At 51.9% G+C, this 20,607-nt stretch carries 18 protein-coding genes; 8 read left to right on the top strand and 10 right to left on the bottom strand.

The features are described 5' to 3' along the window. Positions 1–3: 3 nt before the first annotated feature. From AYJ59_RS02865 to AYJ59_RS02850, 4 genes are all read right to left on the bottom strand, one after another. Positions 4–1,245 (bottom strand): FAD-dependent oxidoreductase, encoded by a 1,242-nt coding sequence (locus AYJ59_RS02865; RefSeq protein ID WP_029938812.1) that lies wholly within the window; start codon positions 1,243–1,245, stop codon positions 4–6. 9 nt (positions 1,246–1,254) lie between these two features. Beyond that, positions 1,255–2,106, bottom strand: coding sequence for a formyltetrahydrofolate deformylase (gene purU / locus AYJ59_RS02860; RefSeq protein WP_029938813.1), 852 nt, complete (start codon positions 2,104–2,106; stop codon positions 1,255–1,257). Positions 2,107–2,604: 498 nt separating this feature from the next. Beyond that, a complete protein-coding gene (locus AYJ59_RS02855; protein ID WP_029938814.1) occupies positions 2,605–2,814 on the bottom strand; it encodes a cold-shock protein in 210 nt (69 codons plus the stop codon). A 195-nt stretch (positions 2,815–3,009) separates the two neighbouring features. Further along, positions 3,010–4,017, bottom strand: a complete 1,008-nt coding sequence (locus AYJ59_RS02850) for a YbgA family protein (protein WP_127119279.1) — start codon at positions 4,015–4,017, stop codon at positions 3,010–3,012. Between the two features lie 213 nt (positions 4,018–4,230). Here AYJ59_RS02850 and hemH point away from each other — a divergent pair, with 213 nt between their 5' ends. Further along, positions 4,231–5,349, top strand: coding sequence for a ferrochelatase (gene hemH, locus AYJ59_RS02845; RefSeq protein WP_127119278.1), 1,119 nt, complete (start codon positions 4,231–4,233; stop codon positions 5,347–5,349). Between the two features lie 45 nt (positions 5,350–5,394). Here hemH and folM read toward each other — a convergent pair whose 3' ends face one another. The 5 genes from folM to AYJ59_RS02820 all read right to left on the bottom strand — a co-directional run bounded on the left by folM (position 5,395) and on the right by AYJ59_RS02820 (position 10,157). After that, positions 5,395–6,102: a dihydromonapterin reductase gene (gene folM / locus AYJ59_RS02840; RefSeq protein WP_127120366.1), complete on the bottom strand. Its 708-nt coding sequence runs from the start codon at positions 6,100–6,102 to the stop codon at positions 5,395–5,397. 119 nt (positions 6,103–6,221) lie between these two features. Continuing rightward, on the bottom strand, positions 6,222–7,430 hold the full coding sequence (arsJ, locus tag AYJ59_RS02835; protein WP_127120365.1) for an organoarsenical effux MFS transporter ArsJ: 1,209 nt from the start codon (positions 7,428–7,430) through the stop codon (positions 6,222–6,224). Between the two features lie 11 nt (positions 7,431–7,441). Next, positions 7,442–8,467, bottom strand: a complete 1,026-nt coding sequence (locus tag AYJ59_RS02830) for an ArsJ-associated glyceraldehyde-3-phosphate dehydrogenase (protein ID WP_127119277.1) — start codon at positions 8,465–8,467, stop codon at positions 7,442–7,444. A 69-nt stretch (positions 8,468–8,536) separates the two neighbouring features. Then, complete coding sequence (locus tag AYJ59_RS02825) at positions 8,537–9,121, bottom strand: MTH895/ArsE family thioredoxin-like protein (RefSeq protein ID WP_127119276.1); 585 nt, start codon at positions 9,119–9,121, stop codon at positions 8,537–8,539. Positions 9,122–9,191: 70 nt separating this feature from the next. Further along, positions 9,192–10,157, bottom strand: a complete 966-nt coding sequence (locus tag AYJ59_RS02820) for a permease (protein WP_127119275.1) — start codon at positions 10,155–10,157, stop codon at positions 9,192–9,194. Between the two features lie 234 nt (positions 10,158–10,391). Between AYJ59_RS02820 and AYJ59_RS02815 the strand changes: the two genes are divergently transcribed. The 5 genes from AYJ59_RS02815 (at position 10,392) to AYJ59_RS02795 (ending at position 16,723) form a co-directional block, all read left to right on the top strand. Further along, complete coding sequence (locus AYJ59_RS02815; protein WP_127119274.1) at positions 10,392–10,745, top strand: ArsR/SmtB family transcription factor; 354 nt, start codon at positions 10,392–10,394, stop codon at positions 10,743–10,745. Positions 10,746–10,864: 119 nt separating this feature from the next. Next, positions 10,865–12,205 (top strand): FAD-dependent oxidoreductase, encoded by a 1,341-nt coding sequence (locus AYJ59_RS02810; RefSeq protein ID WP_127119273.1) that lies wholly within the window; start codon positions 10,865–10,867, stop codon positions 12,203–12,205. Next, the gene (locus tag AYJ59_RS02805) at positions 12,189–13,229 is read left to right on the top strand and encodes a CobW family GTP-binding protein (protein ID WP_051673426.1); all 1,041 of its coding nucleotides are present in this window, start codon (positions 12,189–12,191) and stop codon (positions 13,227–13,229) included. The genes AYJ59_RS02810 and AYJ59_RS02805 overlap by 17 nt, the downstream gene beginning before the upstream one ends. A 167-nt stretch (positions 13,230–13,396) precedes the next feature. Continuing rightward, positions 13,397–14,347 carry a GTP cyclohydrolase FolE2 gene (gene folE2, locus AYJ59_RS02800; RefSeq protein WP_029938826.1) on the top strand — a complete coding sequence of 317 codons (951 nt, stop codon included), beginning with the start codon at positions 13,397–13,399 and terminating at the stop codon, positions 14,345–14,347. Between the two features lie 303 nt (positions 14,348–14,650). After that, the gene (locus AYJ59_RS02795) at positions 14,651–16,723 is read left to right on the top strand and encodes a BCCT family transporter (RefSeq protein ID WP_029938827.1); all 2,073 of its coding nucleotides are present in this window, start codon (positions 14,651–14,653) and stop codon (positions 16,721–16,723) included. Positions 16,724–16,822: 99 nt separating this feature from the next. Here AYJ59_RS02795 and AYJ59_RS02790 read toward each other — a convergent pair whose 3' ends face one another. Continuing rightward, complete coding sequence (locus AYJ59_RS02790) at positions 16,823–17,293, bottom strand: Lrp/AsnC family transcriptional regulator (protein WP_206197895.1); 471 nt, start codon at positions 17,291–17,293, stop codon at positions 16,823–16,825. Positions 17,294–17,669: 376 nt separating this feature from the next. On the opposite strand from AYJ59_RS02790, the gene AYJ59_RS02785 reads away from it, so the two are divergent. Then, positions 17,670–19,301: a 2-isopropylmalate synthase gene (locus tag AYJ59_RS02785; protein WP_237260367.1), complete on the top strand. Its 1,632-nt coding sequence runs from the start codon at positions 17,670–17,672 to the stop codon at positions 19,299–19,301. Positions 19,302–19,637: 336 nt separating this feature from the next. After that, on the top strand, positions 19,638–20,513 hold the full coding sequence (locus AYJ59_RS02780) for an SMP-30/gluconolactonase/LRE family protein (protein ID WP_127119272.1): 876 nt from the start codon (positions 19,638–19,640) through the stop codon (positions 20,511–20,513). Positions 20,514–20,607: the final 94 nt, after the last annotated feature.

Raw genomic sequence — 20,607 nt, 5'->3', positions numbered from 1 at the left:
TCCTTAGTGACCGACCGACGCCGCGCCTTTCTCACCCACCAACTCAAACTTGGCGTAGCGATCCAGACTGAACGGCTTGATCAATTCGTGTGTCGAATCGGTGGCCACGGTATGCGCCATGGTTTTTCCGCTGACCGGTGTCGCTTTAAAGCCCCAGGTTCCCCAACCGGCATCCAGATAGAACCCTTCCACATCGGTTTTACCCATAATCGGTGCGAAATCCGGTGTGATATCACTCATCCCGGCCCACTGACGCATGATTTTCAAGCGACTGGTGAACGGGAACAAATCCATCATCTGGTCGGTCAGACCTTCCACAAAATCCAGGGTCGATCGGGTCGAATGCAATTCCGCCGGATCCACCGACGCCCCCATGACCAACTCACCGCGCGACGACTGACTGACGTAAACGTGCAAACTGCCGGATACCACAATCGTGTCCATAAACGGCTTCACCGGTTCGGTCACGCAGGCCTGCAACGGGAAAATCTCAATCGGGGTTTTAATGTCCAGCATTTCGGTGATGCGTGGCGTGGAACCTGCCACCATCGAAATCACTTTCTTGGCCTCGACAAACCCTTTGTCCGTTTCCACGCCGACAACCTTGCCGCCTTTGGTTTTAATATCCGTCACCTGGGTTTTCTGATGAATTTCCACCCCACGCATTTGCGCGCCTCGGGCATACCCCCAGGCCACCGCATCATGACGCGCCACCGAACCCGGTGCATGGTACAAAGCGCCCATCACCGGATGCTGACCGTTACAGGACATGTCCATGTAAGGCACTTCTTTTTTGATGGTATCCACATCGACGACTTCACTGTCGATGCCGTGATGTTTATTCACCTCTGCACGCCATCTCATGGTGCGCATCGCACTATCGGTGTGCGCCAAGGTAAAATGGCCACGCGTCGAATAGAAGATGTTCAAATCGAAATCGTCGCTCAAATCCTCGAACAATTTCAGGCTTTCGTCGTAGAACTTAACCCCTTCAGACGTCAGGTAATTCGAGCGTACGATGGTGGTATTACGACCTGTGTTTCCGCCGCCGATATACCCCTGCTCCAAAACCGCCACATTGGTGATACCGTGTTCTTTAGCCAGGTAATAAGCACAGGCCATTCCATGACCGCCGCCGCCGATAATCACGACGTCATAAGCCTTTTTCAGCGGCTTTTCTTCCGGGAAAAAACGCGGTTCGTCTTCCGATTTTTTCCAGGCGTATTTCAGTAATCTGAGTGGCATTCAAGTCTCCTAAGCGAACACAACGGTTTTATTGCCGTAAACCAACACTCGGTCTTGCAAGTGGTACTTCAAGCCGCGTGCCAATACATTCTTTTCAACATCTTTCCCGAGCACCACCATCTCTTCGGCGGACTCGCTGTGCGACACGCGCGCCACGTCCTGCTCGATAATCGGTCCGGCATCCAGATCTTCGGTGACATAATGACAAGTCGCCCCAATCAGCTTCACCCCGCGCTCGTACGCTTGATGATAAGGCTTGGCCCCGATAAACGACGGCAGGAAACTGTGGTGGATATTGATAATCTGGCCTGGGTATTTTTGGCATAACGCCGGCGGAATGATTTGCATGTAACGCGCCAACACGATGGTATCCGCTTGATAGTGATCCACCCAGTTGACGACCTCGTCAAACACCTGCGGTTTGTTCTCAGGCGTCACCGGAATATGCAGATACGGAATGCCGTACCATTCGACCAAGCCTTTCATATCCAAATGGTTGGAAATCACGCACGGAATCTCGCAGTCGATTTCGCCACTGCTCCAGCGATACAACAAATCCGCCAGACAGTGATCCTGCTTACTCACCATAATCAACACTCGTTTTTTACGGCTTGAGGCCGTCAACTGCCACTTCATGTCGAATTCGTCGGCGATTTTGGAAAAGGCTTCGCGAAACGCCGTTTCATCCATTTGGATGTCGGTGATTTCGTTACGCATAAAAAACTGACCGGTGTGTCTATCCGCGTGATGATTCGCCTCGGCGATCATGCAATCGTTTTCCGCCAAAAAAGTCGACACTTTGGCGACGATTCCCACACGATCCGGGCATGAGATGGTTAAAACATATGAATTTTGCTGCATTATTTCCCCCCGAGAAACTTTGATTCATATATTAAGACTTCTTCATTTTCATTTCAAGAACTTTTTGTTCATTTTATGAAAATATTTTTAACGTAACGAAATGCCGGACTGAACCAAAGATTAAGGAGAAGGAAATGAATAGCGAGACCGCCCGGTTAGACAGGGCTTGAAAGAAGAAACGTCGAAAAAAACAAATGATGATGACTTATATAAGGTCGGTTAAAACGAAAATGAAACACCCAAAAAGGTATACCGACCGTTTGACGATTAAAATATCGACAGTCTCGTTATATAGACAGTTATATAAATGTATAAGAGAGTGAATATAAAAGAGAGGCGCTTTATGGAAAGGCCCTTAGCAGACTGTACGTCTTCTTAATAACGGGACAATAAAATGCTTTTGAAAATGGGGGAAGAGTAACCGGACGCTGAAATGCGGGCACAAAAAAACCCTCGTATTGAGAACCAATAAAAGGGCTTAAGAATGTAAAACAGAGATTATACGGCGGTAACGTTCTCTGCTTGTGGTCCTTTCTGACCTTGCGTCACTTCCATGGTAACCGATTGACCTTCGGCCAATGTCTTGCGGCCGGTTCCGTTAATGGCTGAGAAGTGAACGAACACATCCTTTCCGCCCTCTTGCTCGATGAAGCCGAAGCCTTTCTCATCGTTGAACCACTTAACTTTGCCTGTAACTAAATCTGACATGCTTTTTCCTTTCTAACAAATAAAACAACTCCCAAACCCTGACTGAAATTTAAAAAATTTAAACTTGTCAAAAACTTAGGAAATTTCATTATAAGGAAAATCCATAGAAATTCTTATTAATTTTTCGTATTTCCGAAAAAAGTCAAAAGTGTCGTAAAAAAGCCACAGAACAACAGCTTAACCGCTGAATACCCTCTAACGATAAGCAGTGATTTCGGACCGCAAAGCCAACTCCGCCGGATAAGGCTGGAAAAACACCTGTGTTTCCAGATAGTCGGAACCATAATGACTCAAGAACTGCTGCAACACCTTAATCACCGCAATCAACGGCACAATACCATTGCGGAACTCCTCAACCGTTTCCCGATAATGTGTCTTTTCCTGTTCGGTCAGCTGTTTTTTGAAGTAGCCGTAAAGATGGTCCAGCACATTAATCACACTGCCGCGCTTGGAGCGGTGTGCCAATAACGCATGCAATTTGGTTTCATACGCTTTCAAACAATCCGCCAGGTTTTCCTGAGTGGTCTCCGCCACAATCGGCCCCATCTCCCGATAAATCGATTCAGACTTCGACAACAGCAGATATTTATGATCACGATGAAAGGCCTGAAAATCCACCACCGAAGGATGCCCCGACATGAACTCACGCCAGCGCGCGGTGGTGAAGACCCGCATCATAAAGTTTTCCCGCAACCAGGCATCCTGCAAACGGCCTTCTTCCTCCACCGCCAATTCAGGTGACTGACGTTGCAATTCCGCGGTAAACAACCCCTGGCCCATTTTATCTTGCGAACCGAACCATTCCCCGCTCGGACGATAAATCTTGATGCGTTCCAGCCCGCAAGTGGGTGAACGCGACTTCACCACGGCGCCGTCAACCCCTTGCTGCAACAGCTTCGGCACCATTTTGTCGTTATAACGTTGAATGCCCTCGGTCACATCCTGCTCGGTGCGCGTGCCACGCACACGAATCGTACCGTCGACATTCACCAGCCGAATGGTCTCTCTTGGTGTCCCCAGCACCGGCGCTTCCGGGCAGAACGGCAAAAAGTCGGCGTATTTCGCCAAAGCCTGATTGATAAAGTCGTCCTGAGCATGACCACCGTTATAACGGCATTCCGTTCCCCGCAAGCAGTCGGACACGGCAATTTTCAATCTCGGAAAGTGTTCCCCGGAAGCGGGCAATGACGTCGACGTCGGCATAATCGGCTCCTTACAATATGACAAAATCATTCCAAGAATGATATGTTATACAAAACATATACAATATTGTACAACCACTACAATTCAATTATACTCTTTTCTCATCGACTGACATCCTTCCCAAGCGAAAGGAAACCGTCGCGCCGTTTACCTGACGGTAAAATCGGTCTAAAATGGCGCAAGCCCTTATCCGGAACCAGTACAGGACCCCTTATGGAATACAAAAACTACACCGCTTACCAACACGGTTCGGAACCCGCTGTCGGCGTTCTGATCACCAACCTGGGCACACCCGACGCCCCCACCAAAGAAGCGCTGAAACCCTATTTAAAAGAATTCCTGATGGATCCCCGCGTCGTGGAACCGCCACCGGCGCGCTGGTTATGGAAATTGATTCTGAACCTCATCATTCTGAACACCCGCCCGGCGAAATCGGCGGAAGCCTATGAAGAAGTTTGGGGACATTACGGCGAAGGCTCGCCTTTATTGGACATCAGCAACCGTCAGTTAGCCGACATCGAAGAAAAGGTGCGCGGCCATTTTAGCGGTCGCGTTGAATTTGCGCTGGGCATGCGTTACGGCAATCCGTCGATTGCCGATGCACTCAAATCCTTACAGGAACGCAATGTGCAACGCCTGATTGTGTTGCCGCTGTATCCACAATACGCCGGTGCCACCACCGCCTCCACCTTCGACGCTGTCACCGCCGAACTGCAAACCTGGCGCTGGATTCCGGAAATGCGCTTTGTGCGCAACTACCATAAGCATCCCGGCTACATCAAAGCGCTGGCGAACAGCATCCGCGAACACCAGGAAAAGCACGGCAAACCGGATTTACTGGTGATGTCATACCACGGCATCCCGAAACGTTATTTCGATAATGGCGACCCTTACCCATGCGAATGCCGCGCCACCTCACGACTGGTGGCCGAAGAACTCGGTATTGGCCCGGACGATTACATGGTCACCTTCCAGTCGCTGTTCGGGAAAGAGGAATGGGTCAAGCCTTACACCGACGCCACCTTGAAAGGCTTACCGGCCAAAGGCGTCAAACACCTGCAAGTCATCTGCCCGGGCTTCTCCGCCGATTGTTTGGAAACCATCGAAGAAATCGACCAGGAAAACCGCGAGTATTTCGAAGAAGCCGGTGGCGAAACCTTCAGCTACATCCCGGCGTTGAACGACCGCGACGATCACACCAGCGCCTTAATGGAAGTAATTTTGCAACAGACCAAAGGCTGGCCGGAAAGAGACGGTTTTGACGAAGCGGCCGCGCAGGCCGAACGGGAATTGCAAGCCAAGCTGACCCGTGCGCAAGGCGCGAAGCATTAAAAGGCATTCCACCGACGTTCGACAAGCGCGTTAAACGAAACGGCGTTACGCTTTTTTCTGCCCGAGTGACACGGTCGAGCCCGTAGCATTCGGGCTGTCCATCAGAAATCGCACCGCTTGCCAAATCGATGCCTCGCCCGGTTCCACCGGAATGGCGCTTTCCGCCAAACGCTTCTGGCGATACGCGTCGGAATCTTCAGGATGAAAAATCACCAGGCCGGGTGCAATGTTATTGACTTTAATGTGCGGCGCAAACGCCTGGGCAAACGATTGGGTCAAGGAGGCCAAACCCGCCTTCGACGCCAGATAAGCTGCATAATCGGCATGGCCGTCTGCCACTTTCACATCCGTCAACGCCACAATATCCGCCGTGGCCGCGGACGTTTTTTCCAGTAACGGGCGGCAGGCCTGGTTGATTCGATACGGCGCTTCCACATGCACCGCCAGCAAATCGGCCAGCAAGCCCGGGTTGGCGTCCACTTGCACATCGGTCGCCCAGAGCGATGCATTGTGAACCACCGCACGCAAGCTCGCGACCTGCTGCGGCAAACATTGTAAGAAGGTGTTCAAAGAAGCGGAATCGGTGAAATCCACTTGAAACCCCAAAGCGCCCTGCGCTTTCAGCTCATCCACCGCCGGACGTTCGGTGCGGTACGTAAAGACCACCACTTGGCCTTGCGCCAAAAATTGTTTCGCCAGATACAAGCCGATGCGCTGCCCGGCTCCGGTAATCAAAACGGCGTCTTTTAGCATGGCAGTCAATGCGACAGCTCCTTATTTCCAGACCATTTTCCAGCCAAGGCCGTTTAAGCATTTTCGCCAGGCCTGGGCAAAGTTCATATTGCCCTATTCTAACGACTTTATGCGCCCTTTTATGCGGTTTTTGGCATCGGCTGCGCTTTCAGCACCAACAGCCCGGCCGACAACACCATCAACGCCGACAACCATAACGTCATTTCCATACCCGACACCTGATACACCCAGCCGGATAATACCGTGCCCGCCAACCGCCCGGCGGCATTGGCCATATAGTAGAAACCGACGTCTTTAGAAGTGCCGTCCGCATCGGCATACGACACAATCAAATACGAATGCACCGCCGAGTTCAAGGCAAACACCACCCCGAACACCAGTAAACCGCCCACCAAAATCACTTGCGGTGAATAGGACAAGGTCGCCGCCATCAGCGCGGGCACAACGGCTAAGGCCAAGGCCAGTTTCATCGCCGTGGTGCGCGTCGGGTTGTGTTCTTGGTCGGCGTCGCGCCCCTTTTTCAACCCGGTCCATTTCGGTGTGGTCGCCTGCACCACGCCATAACCGATAATCCACAGCGCCATAAAGGTGCCCACTTCGGTGTGCGACCATTGCAACACGCCTTGCAGATACACCGGCAAAGCCACCACAAACCACACATCGCGTGCGCCGAACAAAAAGAAGCGCGCGCCGGACAACCAGTTAATGGCCGGCGACTTGGAAAACATTTCCTGGAATTTCGGTTTGTTTTGCGCCTTGCCCAATTGCCCGTCCAGATAAATAATCGAAAAGAACAGCGGCACCAGAATCAACATCACCAACACGAACAACGCATACTGAAAGCCCACCGCGCCCAGCAACACGGCACCGATAAAAAAGCCAACCCCTTTCAAGGCGTTTTTCGAACCGGTCAGCACCGACACCCAACGATATAACTGCCCGTCCGTATCCGGTGCCAGACTTTTAATCGCACTTTTCGCCGACATTTTATTGAGGTCTTTGGCAATGCCGGACAAGGCCTGCGCCGCCATCACATAAGCCACCGACAACCATTCCGGCGACACCGCCAACATCATCAAGGCGATGACCTGCAAACCCAGACCGATGTTCATGGTCACATTCAGGCCCAGACGAGCGCCCAACCAACCGCCAAACAAATTGGTAACAATGCCGAAAAACTCATAGAACAAAAACAGCATGGCAATTTCCAGCGGGCTGTAACCCAACTGGTAGAAAAACAACAACACCAACATACGCAAAGCGCCGTCGGTGATGGTAAAGGCCCAATAATTCGCGGTAATCAAGCCGTATTGTTGTTTCAAAGACATCGCCATCCGTCTTACTCCTGCTCTGCCACCCGCTGATTCAGATCCCCGACCTTCACCGCCAGTTCCATCATGCGAGTGACATAGCCGATCTCATTGTCGTACCAAGCCAGCAGCTTCACTTGAGTGCCGTTCACCACCATCGTGGAAGGCGCATCAATCACCGACGAACAGCTTTCGCCTTCATAATCCACCGACACCAATGGGCGTTCTTCGTAGCCGAGAATACCGTCCAAATAGGTTTCCGAAGCCGCTTTCAACATCCGGTTAACTTCGTCCACCGAGGTTTCCCGTTGCATCTCCAACACCAAGTCCGTCAAAGAGGCATTCATAAACGGCACCCGAACCGCCAAACCGTTCAGCTTGCCGTTGAGTTCCGGAAAAATCGTGCCGATAGCTTTGGCCGACCCGGTGGAGGTTGGAATCAGCGATTCAAACGAGGCACGCGCGCGGCGCAAATCCTTATGGCCGTGATCCACCACCTTCTGCGTGTTGGTGCGGTCGTGCATGGTGGTGATGGTGCCGTGCTTGATGCCGATTTGTTCGTGCATCACCTTAATCACCGGCGCAATGCAGTTGGTGGTGCAGGAAGCCGCCGTGATAATCGGGTCCAGGCCTGGTGAAAACACCGCATCGTTGATGCCCATGACGATGTTTTTCACCCCTTCCTGCATCGGTGCGGCGACAATCACTTGCTTAACGCCCTGGTCGAAATACGGCTGCAAACTTTCACGCGTACGGAATCGCCCGGTGGCCTCAATCACCACATCCACGCCCAGCTCGCCCCAAGGCGTGTCGGCCACCGCCTCATTCGAGGAGTAACCGATCAGCGATTCCTCCACCCGAATGCCGCCGTCCTCCGCTTCGGCGTCATGCCACCAGCGTCCATGCGCCGAATCAAAATGCAGCAAATGCGCCGAGCCTTCAGCATCGGTCGCCGTCTCATTGATGTGCACAAATTCCACATCCGGCCAGTCGTAGGCCTCACGCAAGGCCAAGCGGCCCATGCGTCCGAATCCGTTGATTGCCACCTTGACCATCTTTTGTCTCCTCAATTTCAATCCGTTTCGAGTTTACGGCTTTGCCGTCATCCAGAAATGACGATTTGATTAAAACCAGCTGGCGATACGTTGCCGATCCGGTACGCTGCCGGTATGCACCACCACTTCGTCAATGACCACGCCTGGCGTGCTCATCACACCGTAACCGGCGATTTCGGCGATGTCTTCCACCTTTTCCAACTCAATGGCCACGCCTTTCTCTTCGGCCACCGCCTGAATCAATCTCGCGGTGGTTTCGCAATTGGCGCAACCACTGCCCAGCACTTTCACCACCTTGGCATTGTCATCATAGGTCGCACCACAGGCCGTGGTTTGCACCGATGATTCATCCGCACCTGTATCACCTCCGCAACACGGCGTCTCATCCAACGCCGCTGCTGATTTGGAAGACGCCTTTGAGCCAGAAGTATCACAACTCCCGCTGGGACAGCATTCGCCGGTTTTCGACAGCTTGCCCACCAGATTCGACGGACACCAGCCCGTGAAAGTCGCCTGCAAGCCCATCCCTGCGGCAAACACCGCTAGCCACAGCCAATTCCAGCGCGTCAAATCGGTTTGCCCGGTGGCGTGCGCCAACGCAATCGCCAACAACACCATCAACGTCATCATCCGCACCATTAAGTTCCCTTTCATTGTTTCACTCTCCTAATCATTCAACACTCTCTAAATCGCCCAGGCCTGGCTAAAATCAACCAAACTTCGGTCACACCGTAAAAGCGGCGTTAAAGCCATAACCGACCAAAATAAACGCCACCGTCAAGACACCGGCGAACACGGCCAGCGCCGGCCAGCGAATCACTTTTCGCAAAATCAGCAATTCCGGCAGCGACAAGGTGGCAATACTCATCATCAGCGCCAAACTGGTGCCGATGGGCACGCCTTTATTCAACATGGCCTCGATAATCGGAATCACTCCGGTCGCATTCGAATACAGCGGCACACCGACCAGCACGGCCGCGGGCACACTCCACCAGTGGCCCGCATCGGCCAAAGTGGATTCGATCCAGGCCTGCGGCACATAACCGTGAAAAGCCGCCCCGATACCGATACCGGCAAAGACCCAAAGCCAAATGCGTTTGACGATGACTTTCACTTCGTTCCACGCGAATGCATGCCGTTGCGAAAAGCCGCCGCTTTGTGCCTGAGCTTCCTGCACCTGACGCATTTTAATGTCCCAGACATAGGCTTCCACCCAGCGCTCCGGTTTGAACCATTCCATCACCATCGAGCCGACATAAGCCACTACCACGCCGGCCAACACATACAACAACGCCACTTCCCAGCCGAGAATGCCGATCAGCAACACCACCGCCACTTCGTTAATCATCGGGCTGGCAATCAAAAACGCGAAGGTGATGCCCAGCGGAATACGCGCTTCCACAAAACCGATGAACAACGGCACGGAAGAACAGGAACAGAACGGCGTCACACCGCCCAGCCCAATCGCCAACGAACGGCCCAGCCACTTCGGCTTGCCGGCCACGACTTCACGCACCTTTTCGGTCGAGACAAAGGCCCGTAACAGCCCCATCAAATAAATAATCACCACCAGCATGACAAAAATTTTCAGGGTATCCATCACAAAAAACTGAACGGCACTGCCCAGAGCGGATTCTTTCCCAAGCCCCAGCCATTCGAACGCAACCTGGTTTCCGATCATGTCAAACATTCCATTTCTCCATAAGCACGCCGCACAAATCAGAAAGCGCTTTTAAACAACACTAAATCTGCATAAACAGATATATTAAAACCTCTTAACGGAAAATACAATCAAATCAATCACAAAATTGATACAATAACGTAACAATTAATACTGTTTTGCCGAGCCAGACCTGTGGGTATATTTGCTCAAATGGCTATCCGGCGCTATGATAAACGCTAGCACAACATAGGAATTCCACCCGTGGCCTTAGACCGAACTGCACAGATTTTTAAAGCTCTCTCCGAACCGCTGCGTTTGCGTATCCTGCATTTGCTGTTGCTCCGGGATTCTCTGTGCGTTTGTGACTTGGTTACCGTTTTAGAACAAGGGCAAAGCACCATTTCGCGCCACCTCACGTATCTGAAAAACGCAGGCCTGGTGAAATCCTGGCGAGAAGGCACCTGGATGCATTACGAACTGGTCAATAACACCCCGGCTCCGCTGTCCTTCGAAACCCTGAAAAACCACCTGACCCAGTTGCCGGAATGCGAAACCGACTTCGCCGCTTTGCAAGAATATGAGAAAATTCAACCCCGTAGCTGCCAGCTCAGCTGAACCCCATAACCGCATTCAATCCAACGACATCAGAAAATTCGCATTCATCGCGATTAGTCAAACCCTAAAGAATTTTATATAATACTTGGCTCCCTGAATTCGAATGGATTGAAATTCCTATGCAAAATCGTACATTTGATGTCGTGATCGTCGGCGGTGGTATCACCGGAACCGCGCTCGCCTATACACTGGCTAAATACACCGACATCAAGTCCATCGCCATCCTGGAAAAATACGGCTCTTTATCCCCGTTAAACTCCAATGCGCGCAGCAACAGCCAAACGTTGCACTGCGGCGACATCGAAACCAACTACACTTTGGAAAAAGCCATTTCCGTCAAGCGTACCGCCAATATGCTGGTGAAGTATGCCGAACAGGTCGATAAAAACGATTTCCTGTATAAGTTCCCGAAAATGATTCTCGCCGTCGGCGACGATGAATGCGAGCGTCTGGAAAAACGCCACGAAGAATTCAAGGAAGGCTTCCCGTACATGGAACTGTGGGACGCCGAAAAAATCGCCGAAGTCGAACCCAAGGTTGCGCTGAAAGACGGCAAACCACGCCCGGAACGCATTTTAGCCAGCGGTTGTACCGACGAATATTCCGCCGTCAACTACGGCAACCTGTCAAAATCCTTTATCGACAGCGCCCGTAAAACCGGCAAGGACATCCGGGTTTCCCTCAGCTCCAAAGTGGACCGCATCATCGAACTGGAAGACCACTACGAACTACAAACCGCGCACGGCACTTATGTCGGCCGTTTTGCCGTGGTGTCCGCCGGAGCGCACAGTTTGTTACTGGCCAACCAACTCGGGCATGGCATGAACCTGTCCACCTTGCCGATGGCCGGAAGTTTCTATTTCGCACCGAAAATGCTGAACGGCAAGGTCTACACCATGCAAAACGACAAACTGCCGTTCGCCGCACTGCATGGCGACCCCGACTTAACCGAGCCGGACAAAACCCGCCTAGGGCCAACCGCCCTGGTTCTGCCAAAACTGGAACGCTACACCGGCGGCACCTATATGGACTTCTGGCGCTCGTTGAAACTGGACACCAAAGTCTTGCGCGTGTTCTGGGATTTGATGAAAGACGGCACCATCCGCAATTACATTTTCCGCAACTTCCTGTTTGAAGTGCCGTGGTTGAACAAAAAATTGTTTGTCAAAGATGCCCGCAAAATCCTACCGGATTTGACCACCAAAGACCTGACTTATGCGGAAGGTTACGGCGGTGTGCGCCCACAGGTCATCGACAAGACCACCAAAGAATTGAAACTGGGTGAAGCCAGCATCGTACCCGAGCACGACAACATCATCTTTAATATGACACCGTCGCCAGGTGCCACCACCTGCCTGGGCAACGCCTATCGCGACGCCAAAATCATTTGTGAACGTCTCGGCGTAAATCTGAAACACGACGAACTCGTCAACGATCTGTTGGATGGCAAAGACCTATAAGCAGGACGTCCCCATTCCCGTTACGCTGGTAACGGGATTGCTCGGCAGTGGCAAAACCACCGCCATTCACCGGCTGTTGCAACAGCGCCCCGCCGGTGAAAACTGGGGGCTGCTCATCAACGAATTCGGCGAGATCGGCATTGACGCCGCCACGCTCAATGCCGATAGCCCATGGATTGAAGACGTCACCGGCGGTTGCATCTGTTGCAGCGCTCAGTTCGGCTATCGCCAAGCTTTGCAAAAGCTGTTACAGCATCCACTGGACCGCATTTTGGTCGAACCCACCGGGCTCGGTCATCCGGCGCAGGTTATCGACACCTTAAAACAATTCCAACCGCATATTCGCATCGCCGGTGTATTGCTGGTCATCACCCCGCAACAACTTACGCCGGAACGCTGGGCCAAATCTGCCGTGATGCGCGACCTGGTCAACCTCGCCGATACGGTTCTGCTTAATAAAACCGACCTCGCCAATGACGACGACATCCGCCAGGCCGAACAACTGTTGCAACAAACCTACCCGCCGAAAGAATCGATTTTGCACACCCGTTTGAATGCCGAATGTGACTTTCCACCAGGCCTGGTGGATTTTAAACAAACCAAACCGGCCTTTACCTTACTCAGCGGCCTGCATGAACACCAGCAACAAACCGAAACCTGCGCTCTCCCCGGCGAATCCAAACTGTCGCATTGCCTGCAACGCCAAGTGCAAACCGGCCACACCACCAGCGTTGGTTGGCAGTTCGACGCCCACATCCAGTTCAACCGCGTGGCGCTCAAAGCGTTTATCGAACAGCACACTCATCTGATTCGCGCCAAAGGCATCCTGCGCACCGGCAACGAATGGCAATTGCTGAATGTGATTAATAACCAAATCCGATGGCAAGATATCGCCTGGCGGCAGGACAGCCGGCTGGAATTATTGCTCGAAACCGCTTCGGACACCGCCTCAGAAAACGACTCGAATACCCTTATCGACCAGCTGGAAACGGCTCTCAGCACCTGCCTGATCGACCGTTCTTAAAATCACTTATGAGAAAATTTATTTATTATCATGAATTATTTTCACAGTAAATGATACCCATTCCCACAAGATATGGTATACTTCTCCTCTTTTTTAAAATATGAGCTCAACTTTGTTTTATCCGGGCGGACCGAACAAAGACCTCAATCAAAGCCGAAGGAAATTGCATGACGAAGCACATGCCCGATATCGCTTGCCAACCCCACCAAGACCCACAGGGAAAACTCAACTGGGTCGGAATGAGTGGCATTGAACTGCCAATCCAGCTACAACAAGATTCGCAAAACACCCTAACCCTATCCTCGCAGGTACAAGCCTACGTCAGTTTGGACGACCCTTTAAGCAAAGGTATCCACATGTCGCGCCTGTATCTGATTTTGGATGAAACCGGCTCGAAAGCGCCGTTAACACCGGCCAGCATCCAAAGCATGCTACAAGCCTTTATCGAATCGCATCAGGGGCTCAGCCAAAACGCTTTTGTCGAATTCCGTTTCGACTATTACGAAAGACGCCGCTCCCTGAAATCCGATAACTCCGGCTGGAAACACTATCCCTGTACGATGCGCGGTGAAATGCGCGACGGACAATACGAATGCGAAGTCAGCATCAGCGTGCCCTATTCCTCCACCTGCCCGTGTTCTGCGGCCCTGTCTCGTCAATTGATTCAGGAAGCCTTCGAACAGCAATTCAACGGTCAGGCACTGGACTACAATCAGGTGCTGGAATGGCTCGGCACGCCGGAAGGCATCTGCGCCACACCGCACAGCCAGCGCTCTTATGCGCAGATCAAACTGAAAGTGGATGCGTCGCACGACCTGAACCTCTCCACCGTCATCAATCAGATTGAAGACGCGGTGAAAACGCCGGTGCAATCCACCGTCAAACGTGAAGACGAACAGGAATTTGCCCGTTTGAACGCCACCAACCTGATGTTCTGTGAAGACGCCGCGCGTCGCATGCAAGCCAAACTGGAAAGCTGCACCGAATATCAAGACTACTGGGTGCGCGTCAACCACTTGGAAAGCCTGCACCCGCACGATGCGGTGGCGATTGTCACCAAAAACGTGCCGGGCGGTTACACCGACGAACCCAACTTTATGGATCGTTTCGAGCACTAAACTCGAGTACTTAATCTTGCATTAAAGCCATCGCAAAACCGCTGACTGCGGTTTTGTCTTTTTTTGCCTGCACAGGCTTAAACACCTTAAAGCTGACTCCAGGACTTGCCCAATCCTTTTTACCTTACATTTATGAGAGCTTTGCCGAAATTGGGTCAATACCCCAGCAAACAGGCGTAATCGCAAACTCATTTTAACTTTGTTACAATCTTCACATCAAGGCAAGTTTTTAGAAAAAACACTTACGATTTCAACCCTAATAAACGTCGCTTTTAATCCATTTAAAGCAGAAAGGATTCTAATTTGGACACCGCACCAACACCCTCCCATAAATTCAAATCCGCCCTGCTGTTGCCGGTTTTCATTCCGGCTGTCAGTGTCATTTTTCTAATGATTATCGGCACCCTCAGCAATCCGCAACTGGCAGGCGAGCTGTTTGCTGAGGTGCTGGCCAGCATCACCCAGAATTTCGGCTGGTTTTATATGCTGTCTGTCGCCATTTTCCTGGTGTTTATTTTTGCGGTGGCGGCCTCACCTTGGGGCAAAATCAAACTGGGGCCAGACCATGCCGAACCCCAGTACAGCTTCACCGCCTGGTTTGCGATGCTGTTTTCCGCCGGTTACGGTATTGCCCTGTTATTTTTTGGCGTCGCCGAACCGGTTTTACACTATGCCACCCCACCACAAGGCTCGCCCGAAAGCATCGACTCCGCAAAACAAGCCATGCAGATTGCTTTTTTTCACTGGGGATTTCATATCTGGGGCATTTATGGATTGGTCGGACTGACACTGGCGTATTTTGCGTTTCGTCACGGCCTGCCACTGTCCATGCGCTCAACGCTGTTTCCATTAATTGGGGACCGCATTCATGGCCCGATGGGGCACACGGTGGACACCTTTGCCATTCTCGGCACCGTCTTCGGCTTAGCCACTACCCTAGGGTTATCGGTGGCGCAAATCAACACTGGACTGAATTATTTGATTCCATCCATTCCTGTCTCGGTAAATGTACAGATACTGGCGCTGGCCGTTATTACCTTGCTGGCCACCATTTCCGTAGTCGCCGGCATGGACAAAGGCATTAAACGGCTTTCGCTCATCAATATCGGTCTCGCCGTGGCGTTAATGATTTTCGTATTTTTGACCGGCCCAACCATTTTTATTTTAGAAACATTTTTACAAAACACCGGCAGCTACTTAAGCGGCATTGTAGAACGCACTTTTAACCTACAAGCTTATGTCCACAGTGACTGGATTGGTAACTGGACCCTATTTATCTTTGGCTGGACCATTGCTTGGGCGCCCTTTGTCGGGCTGTTTATCGCCAAAATCAGCCGAGGGCGCACCATTCGCCAATTCGTGTTCGGCGTTTTGCTGGTGCCCACCACCTTCACCTTCTTCTGGTTTTCCGTCTTTGGAGACACCGCACTCTACATGATTATGCAAGAAGGCTATACCGCCTTAATCGGCGAAGTTCAGAACGACACCGCCATTGCGTTATTCCAGTTGTTTGAACACCTGCCGTTATCAACTGTCACCTCGACGTTGGCGGTACTGCTCATCATTACCTTTTTCGTCACCTCGGCCGATTCCGGCTCACTAGTGGTGGACTCGCTGGCCTCCGGTGGTGCCATGGAAACACCCGTGTGGCAGCGTATTTTCTGGGCGGGTTTACTGGGCACTGTCGCCGCCGTGCTGTTGCTGGCCGGTGGCCTGAAAGCCCTGCAGACCGCGTCCATTGTCAGCGCCCTGCCGTTTGCGGTGATTATGCTGATTGCCGCTTTCGGCATGTGGCGAGCGCTCAGCATTGAAACCCACCGCGACAGCAGCCTGGAGCAGGCCTTGCAGCAAAGTCGGCACTTTCATCAGCGCAAAGGGTATGGCTGGAAAGACCGTCTGGACAGTCTGGTGGACTACCCGGACGAAACCACCGTCAGCCAATTTATTACAGAAACCGCATTACCGGCTATGAACAGTGTGCAGAAAGAGCTGTCACGACGCGGCTGGGAAGCCCAGATTCATCATGAAGAAGCCCCTCTCAGAGTCCGCATTGAAGTGTTGAAAGAGGATCAGATGGATTTCATCTACGAAATTCGTCTGTGCGAATTTACCATTCCACTGTTCGCCTACCCCGAAATGGAGGCGGAAAGTGAAGACGTATCCCTTTATTATCGTGCTGAAGTCTTCCTGCGTCGCGGTGGACAAGCCTATGATGTGTACGGTTATGACCGTAACGACATCATCAGCGACATTTTGGATCACTTCGAACGCTATCTGCACTTTTTAAACAATTCACCAGGCCTGCTGCCTTGGCGTATGGAGCAACACGACGAACAGTTGCAACCCAAACCCGAGAGCGACGAGGAAAAAACTTAAAAAACCTTGCAAGAACTGTGCAACAAACCACCAGGCCTGGGCAAAACACTGAGCAAATCCCCAGGTCTGGTCGTTTTCATTGTTATGGCCAAAACGCCATCACCCAATAGGCAAGGCTGTTTTATCCACTACCTTACGCAACACAAAACTGGTGTGCACCCCGCTGACGCCTTCGATTTGGGTAATATGATTCAGCAGCAAATCCTGATAGGCTTCCAAATCCTTCACCACCACCTTCAACTGGTAATCGGCGGTTTGGCCGGTGAGCAGCAGACACTCCACCACATTCGGCAAGGCTTGTATCGCATCGTCAAACGCTTCAAACCGTTCATGTGTGTGTTTATCCATGGAAATGTGCACCAACGCCATTAAGTCCAACCCCAATGAACGCGCGTCCAACAGCGCACGATAGCCGAGAATCACCCCGGCGGTTTCCAAAGCTTTAAAACGGCGCAGACACGCCGACGGCGACAAACCGATTTGGTCGGCCAATTCCTGGTTGCTCAAGCGGCCGTTATTTTGCAACGCATTGAGGATGGCTTTGTCGTATTTATCCAGCTTATTAAGCATAGTCTTAACCATTTATTTAACGTTTATTTTTATCCTAGAAATAAAATATCAAATAAATAGATAAAATTGGAATTAAATTGCTAAAAAGGTGTTTTTTAATCACGTTTTCACAATTTAATCGCTTCAAGAAGTTGTTACAATTTTTTTCCAGAGAGCAAAGAACTTGCGAACTCTATTAGGGAACCGCTATTGATTCTGGACGGAGCAGATTGAGAGTCAAAATTTGTGCTCTCAAGGCGGGAATCGCACGTAATAGCCAGCTATTGCGAAGATTTCCAACGCAGATAGAACGAATTTTGGACTCAAGATGCCTGTTCATGAATCAATAACGGCTCCCTTTAACAGAACTCCAATTTTTAAAGCGACAGGAAAACCGATGAACCGCATGAGACCTGAAAAATATCGCCCAACCGAGACACCCGATTTACCCAATCGTCAGTGGCCGGACCGTCGCCTTACCCAGGCGCCGATTTGGGTGAGTGTCGACTTACGAGACGGCAACCAAGCCTTAGCCAACCCGATGACTGTCGAGCAAAAGCTGAAGCTGTGGGATCAATTGATTGCGATTGGCTTCAAAACCATTGAAATCGGCTTTCCGTCGGCCAGCCAATTGGAGTTCGACTTTACCCGCCGTTTGATTGAGGAAAATCGCATCCCCGAGGACGTGACCGTTCAGGTTCTGGTCCAGGCCAGGGAGCATTTGATCAAACGCACCTATGAAGCGCTGAAAGGCGTGAAACAAGCCGTGGTGCATGTTTACAACACCACGTCTACCGTACAACGCGAAAACGTTTTCTGCAAATCGAAAGCGGATATCAAAACCATGGCCATTCAGGGCGCGCAGTGGGTGAAAGCCTATGCCGAGCAAACCCCGGAAACCCAATGGACCTTTGAATATTCCCCGGAAAGCTTTTCCCAAACCGAAACCGATTACGCCGTGGAGGTCTGCCAGGCCGTCATGGACGTTTGGCAACCGACGGTGCATAACCGTTGCATTTTGAACCTGCCGTCCACCGTGGAAAGCACCTCGCCCAACCGTTATGCCGACCAGATCGAGTATTTCGTGACCCATTTGAAAAACCGCGATGCGGCGATTATTTCGGTCCACACTCACAATGACCGTGGTTGCGCCGTGGCCGCTGCGGAACTGGCGATATTGGCCGGGGCCGAACGCGTGGAAGGCACCTTGCTGGGCAACGGCGAACGCACCGGCAATATGGACATTGTCACGCTGGCGATGAACCTTTACAGCGAAGGCATCGACCCGCAATTGGATTTGTCGCGCCCCGACGATTGGATTCCGGTATTGGAGGAAGTCACCCGCATCGACACCCATATTCGACACCCGTGGGTCGGCGAAGCGGTTTACACCGCCTATTCCGGTAGTCATCAGGACGCCATCCGAAAATGCTTGATGCGCCAACAGGACGACCAACCCTGGAACGTGGCCTATTTACCGATCGACCCGATGGACATCCATCGCAGTTACGAAGCGATTATCCGCGTCAACAGCCAATCCGGCAAAGCCGGTGCCGCCTTTGTACTGACGCAGGAATACGGATTGAATCTGCCGAAATGGGTTCAGCAGGATTTCGCGCCCGTCGCACAATCGGTGGCGGAAGACGCCGGCGGCATTGTCAGTCATCAAACGCTGTTCGAGGCCTTCAACCGTCATTACGGCATCAACCAACCGCAAGCCACCTTGAACAATTACCAACTGTCCCGAAAAGACGGCAAAGAACATTTGAGCGTGGAGGTCAACGGCGAAACCTGGCAAGGACAAGGCAACGGCACTTTGAGCGCGCTGTGTGATGCCTGGCAAAGACGCACCGGACAGCAAGTGGACGTGTTGGACTACAGCGAACATGCCATGCAGCAAGGCAAGGAAGCGAAAGCCATCGCCTATGTGTATGTGAAACAGAAATCGCAAAACACCATCGGCATCGCCACGGCGGACGACACCGTTTCGGCCATGATTCAGGCGCTGCTGTCCACCGTCAAAACGTGATGGCCAAAACCGTTCTTTTTGCCAGGCCTGGCCACAAGCCGCGTCACCCTGAGCGAAGCCGAAGGGTCTCAAGCAGGGTGGCATCGTCTGAACGGTTTACGTTTGTCGGCGTGAGATGTTTCGACTTCGCTCAACATGACCGCCGTGAGGTTCGGCATGACACCGTTTTAAAACTCTGTACCCAGAGGGCATAAATGCCTCAGTGCCTCTGTGGTTCAAATCAGCTTTTCCCCAGGCCTGGCGGTTTGTGTGATTTCATATTCGTTGCATAAAGCTTGAAGGATTTTTGCTAAAATCAGATTGGCAACGTTTTTTCACTTACGGAAAGGAAACACCATGATATTCAAACACGCCGCTTTACCTTGGTTGTTGGCCGTCACTCTGCCGTTTTCAGTGCAGGCTGAAACGATTCACATTAAAGACGTCGGATTCGCCACACCGGAAGCGATGGAATACGACGCCGACAGCGACACCTACCTGGTCGCCAACATCAACGGTAGCCCGTTTGAAAAAGACGACAACGGCTTTATTTCCAAGTTGTCACCGGACGGCAAAGTGATTGAATTGAAATGGCTGGATGGCGCCAGCGACGACATCGCACTCAACGCGCCGAAAGGCATGGTGACGCAAGACGGCAAGCTTTATGTGGCCGACATTGACCGTTTGCGCGTGTTCGATTTGAGCAGCAAAAAACAATTGGACGACATCGTCTTTCCCGGCAGTAGCTTCATTAACGGTGTCAGCCCGGCACCGGACGGCGGCTTATACGTCACCGACAGCGGCATGGCCCCCGGCTTTAAACCCTCGGGCACCGAAGCGCTTTATAAGGTCGATGCCAATGGCAAGGTCACCCAACTGAAACGCGGTAAACTCGGCCACCCGAACGGTGTTTACGCCAAAGGCGATACTCTCTGGATGGTCACCCTCGGTTCCGGCCAACTACGCACCATGACGCTGGACGGCACGGAAAAATCGCGCATGACCTTACCGTTCAATCGTCTGGACGGTTTGATTGTGACCAATGACAACCGCCTCATCACCTCCAGCTGGAAAGCCAAAGGGGTTTACGAAATCACCCCGGACGACCATTTGGAATTGATTGTCGGCGACCTGGAATCTCCGGCGGACTTGGGCTACGACAGCCAACGCAACCGCTTGTTGATTCCGTTGTTCCTGAAGGACGAAGTGGTCATTTACTCACTGGACGACTAAAGACTCTGCGATCCAGGCCTGGTGATTTTAAGTTGTCTCAGGCCTTTGATTCATTTAGGTCTAGCCACAAAACACTCACCTCAGGGAAACTGTT

Origin of the sequence: Thiomicrospira sp. S5, from assembly GCF_003991075.1 — a bacterium.
Taxonomy (GTDB): Bacteria; Pseudomonadota; Gammaproteobacteria; order Thiomicrospirales; family Thiomicrospiraceae; genus Hydrogenovibrio; species Hydrogenovibrio thermophilus.
The sequence above is the reverse complement of the archived record's forward strand: the minus strand, read 5'-3'. Positions and strand labels throughout refer to the sequence as shown.

What these genes read in the sequence shown, in the direction of transcription:
- purU (WP_029938813.1), bottom strand. Translation starts at nt 2,106, where the DNA reads ATGCAGCAAAATTCATATGTTTTAACCATCTCATGCCCGGATCGTGTG.
- folM (WP_127120366.1), bottom strand. Translation starts at nt 6,102, where the DNA reads ATGCTAAAAGACGCCGTTTTGATTACCGGAGCCGGGCAGCGCATCGGC.
- arsJ (WP_127120365.1), bottom strand. Translation starts at nt 7,430, where the DNA reads ATGTCTTTGAAACAACAATACGGCTTGATTACCGCGAATTATTGGGCC.
- AYJ59_RS02825 (WP_127119276.1), bottom strand. Translation starts at nt 9,121, where the DNA reads ATGAAAGGGAACTTAATGGTGCGGATGATGACGTTGATGGTGTTGTTG.
- AYJ59_RS02855 (WP_029938814.1), bottom strand. Translation starts at nt 2,814, where the DNA reads ATGTCAGATTTAGTTACAGGCAAAGTTAAGTGGTTCAACGATGAGAAA.
- AYJ59_RS02850 (WP_127119279.1), bottom strand. Translation starts at nt 4,017, where the DNA reads ATGCCGACGTCGACGTCATTGCCCGCTTCCGGGGAACACTTTCCGAGA.
- AYJ59_RS02805 (WP_051673426.1), top strand. Translation starts at nt 12,189, where the DNA reads ATGGCAAAGACCTATAAGCAGGACGTCCCCATTCCCGTTACGCTGGTA.
- AYJ59_RS02820 (WP_127119275.1), bottom strand. Translation starts at nt 10,157, where the DNA reads ATGTTTGACATGATCGGAAACCAGGTTGCGTTCGAATGGCTGGGGCTT.
- AYJ59_RS02790 (WP_206197895.1), bottom strand. Translation starts at nt 17,293, where the DNA reads ATGCTTAATAAGCTGGATAAATACGACAAAGCCATCCTCAATGCGTTG.
- AYJ59_RS02810 (WP_127119273.1), top strand. Translation starts at nt 10,865, where the DNA reads ATGCAAAATCGTACATTTGATGTCGTGATCGTCGGCGGTGGTATCACC.
- hemH (WP_127119278.1), top strand. Translation starts at nt 4,231, where the DNA reads ATGGAATACAAAAACTACACCGCTTACCAACACGGTTCGGAACCCGCT.
- folE2 (WP_029938826.1), top strand. Translation starts at nt 13,397, where the DNA reads ATGACGAAGCACATGCCCGATATCGCTTGCCAACCCCACCAAGACCCA.
- AYJ59_RS02785 (WP_237260367.1), top strand. Translation starts at nt 17,670, where the DNA reads ATGAACCGCATGAGACCTGAAAAATATCGCCCAACCGAGACACCCGAT.
- AYJ59_RS02865 (WP_029938812.1), bottom strand. Translation starts at nt 1,245, where the DNA reads ATGCCACTCAGATTACTGAAATACGCCTGGAAAAAATCGGAAGACGAA.
- AYJ59_RS02780 (WP_127119272.1), top strand. Translation starts at nt 19,638, where the DNA reads ATGATATTCAAACACGCCGCTTTACCTTGGTTGTTGGCCGTCACTCTG.
- AYJ59_RS02830 (WP_127119277.1), bottom strand. Translation starts at nt 8,467, where the DNA reads ATGGTCAAGGTGGCAATCAACGGATTCGGACGCATGGGCCGCTTGGCC.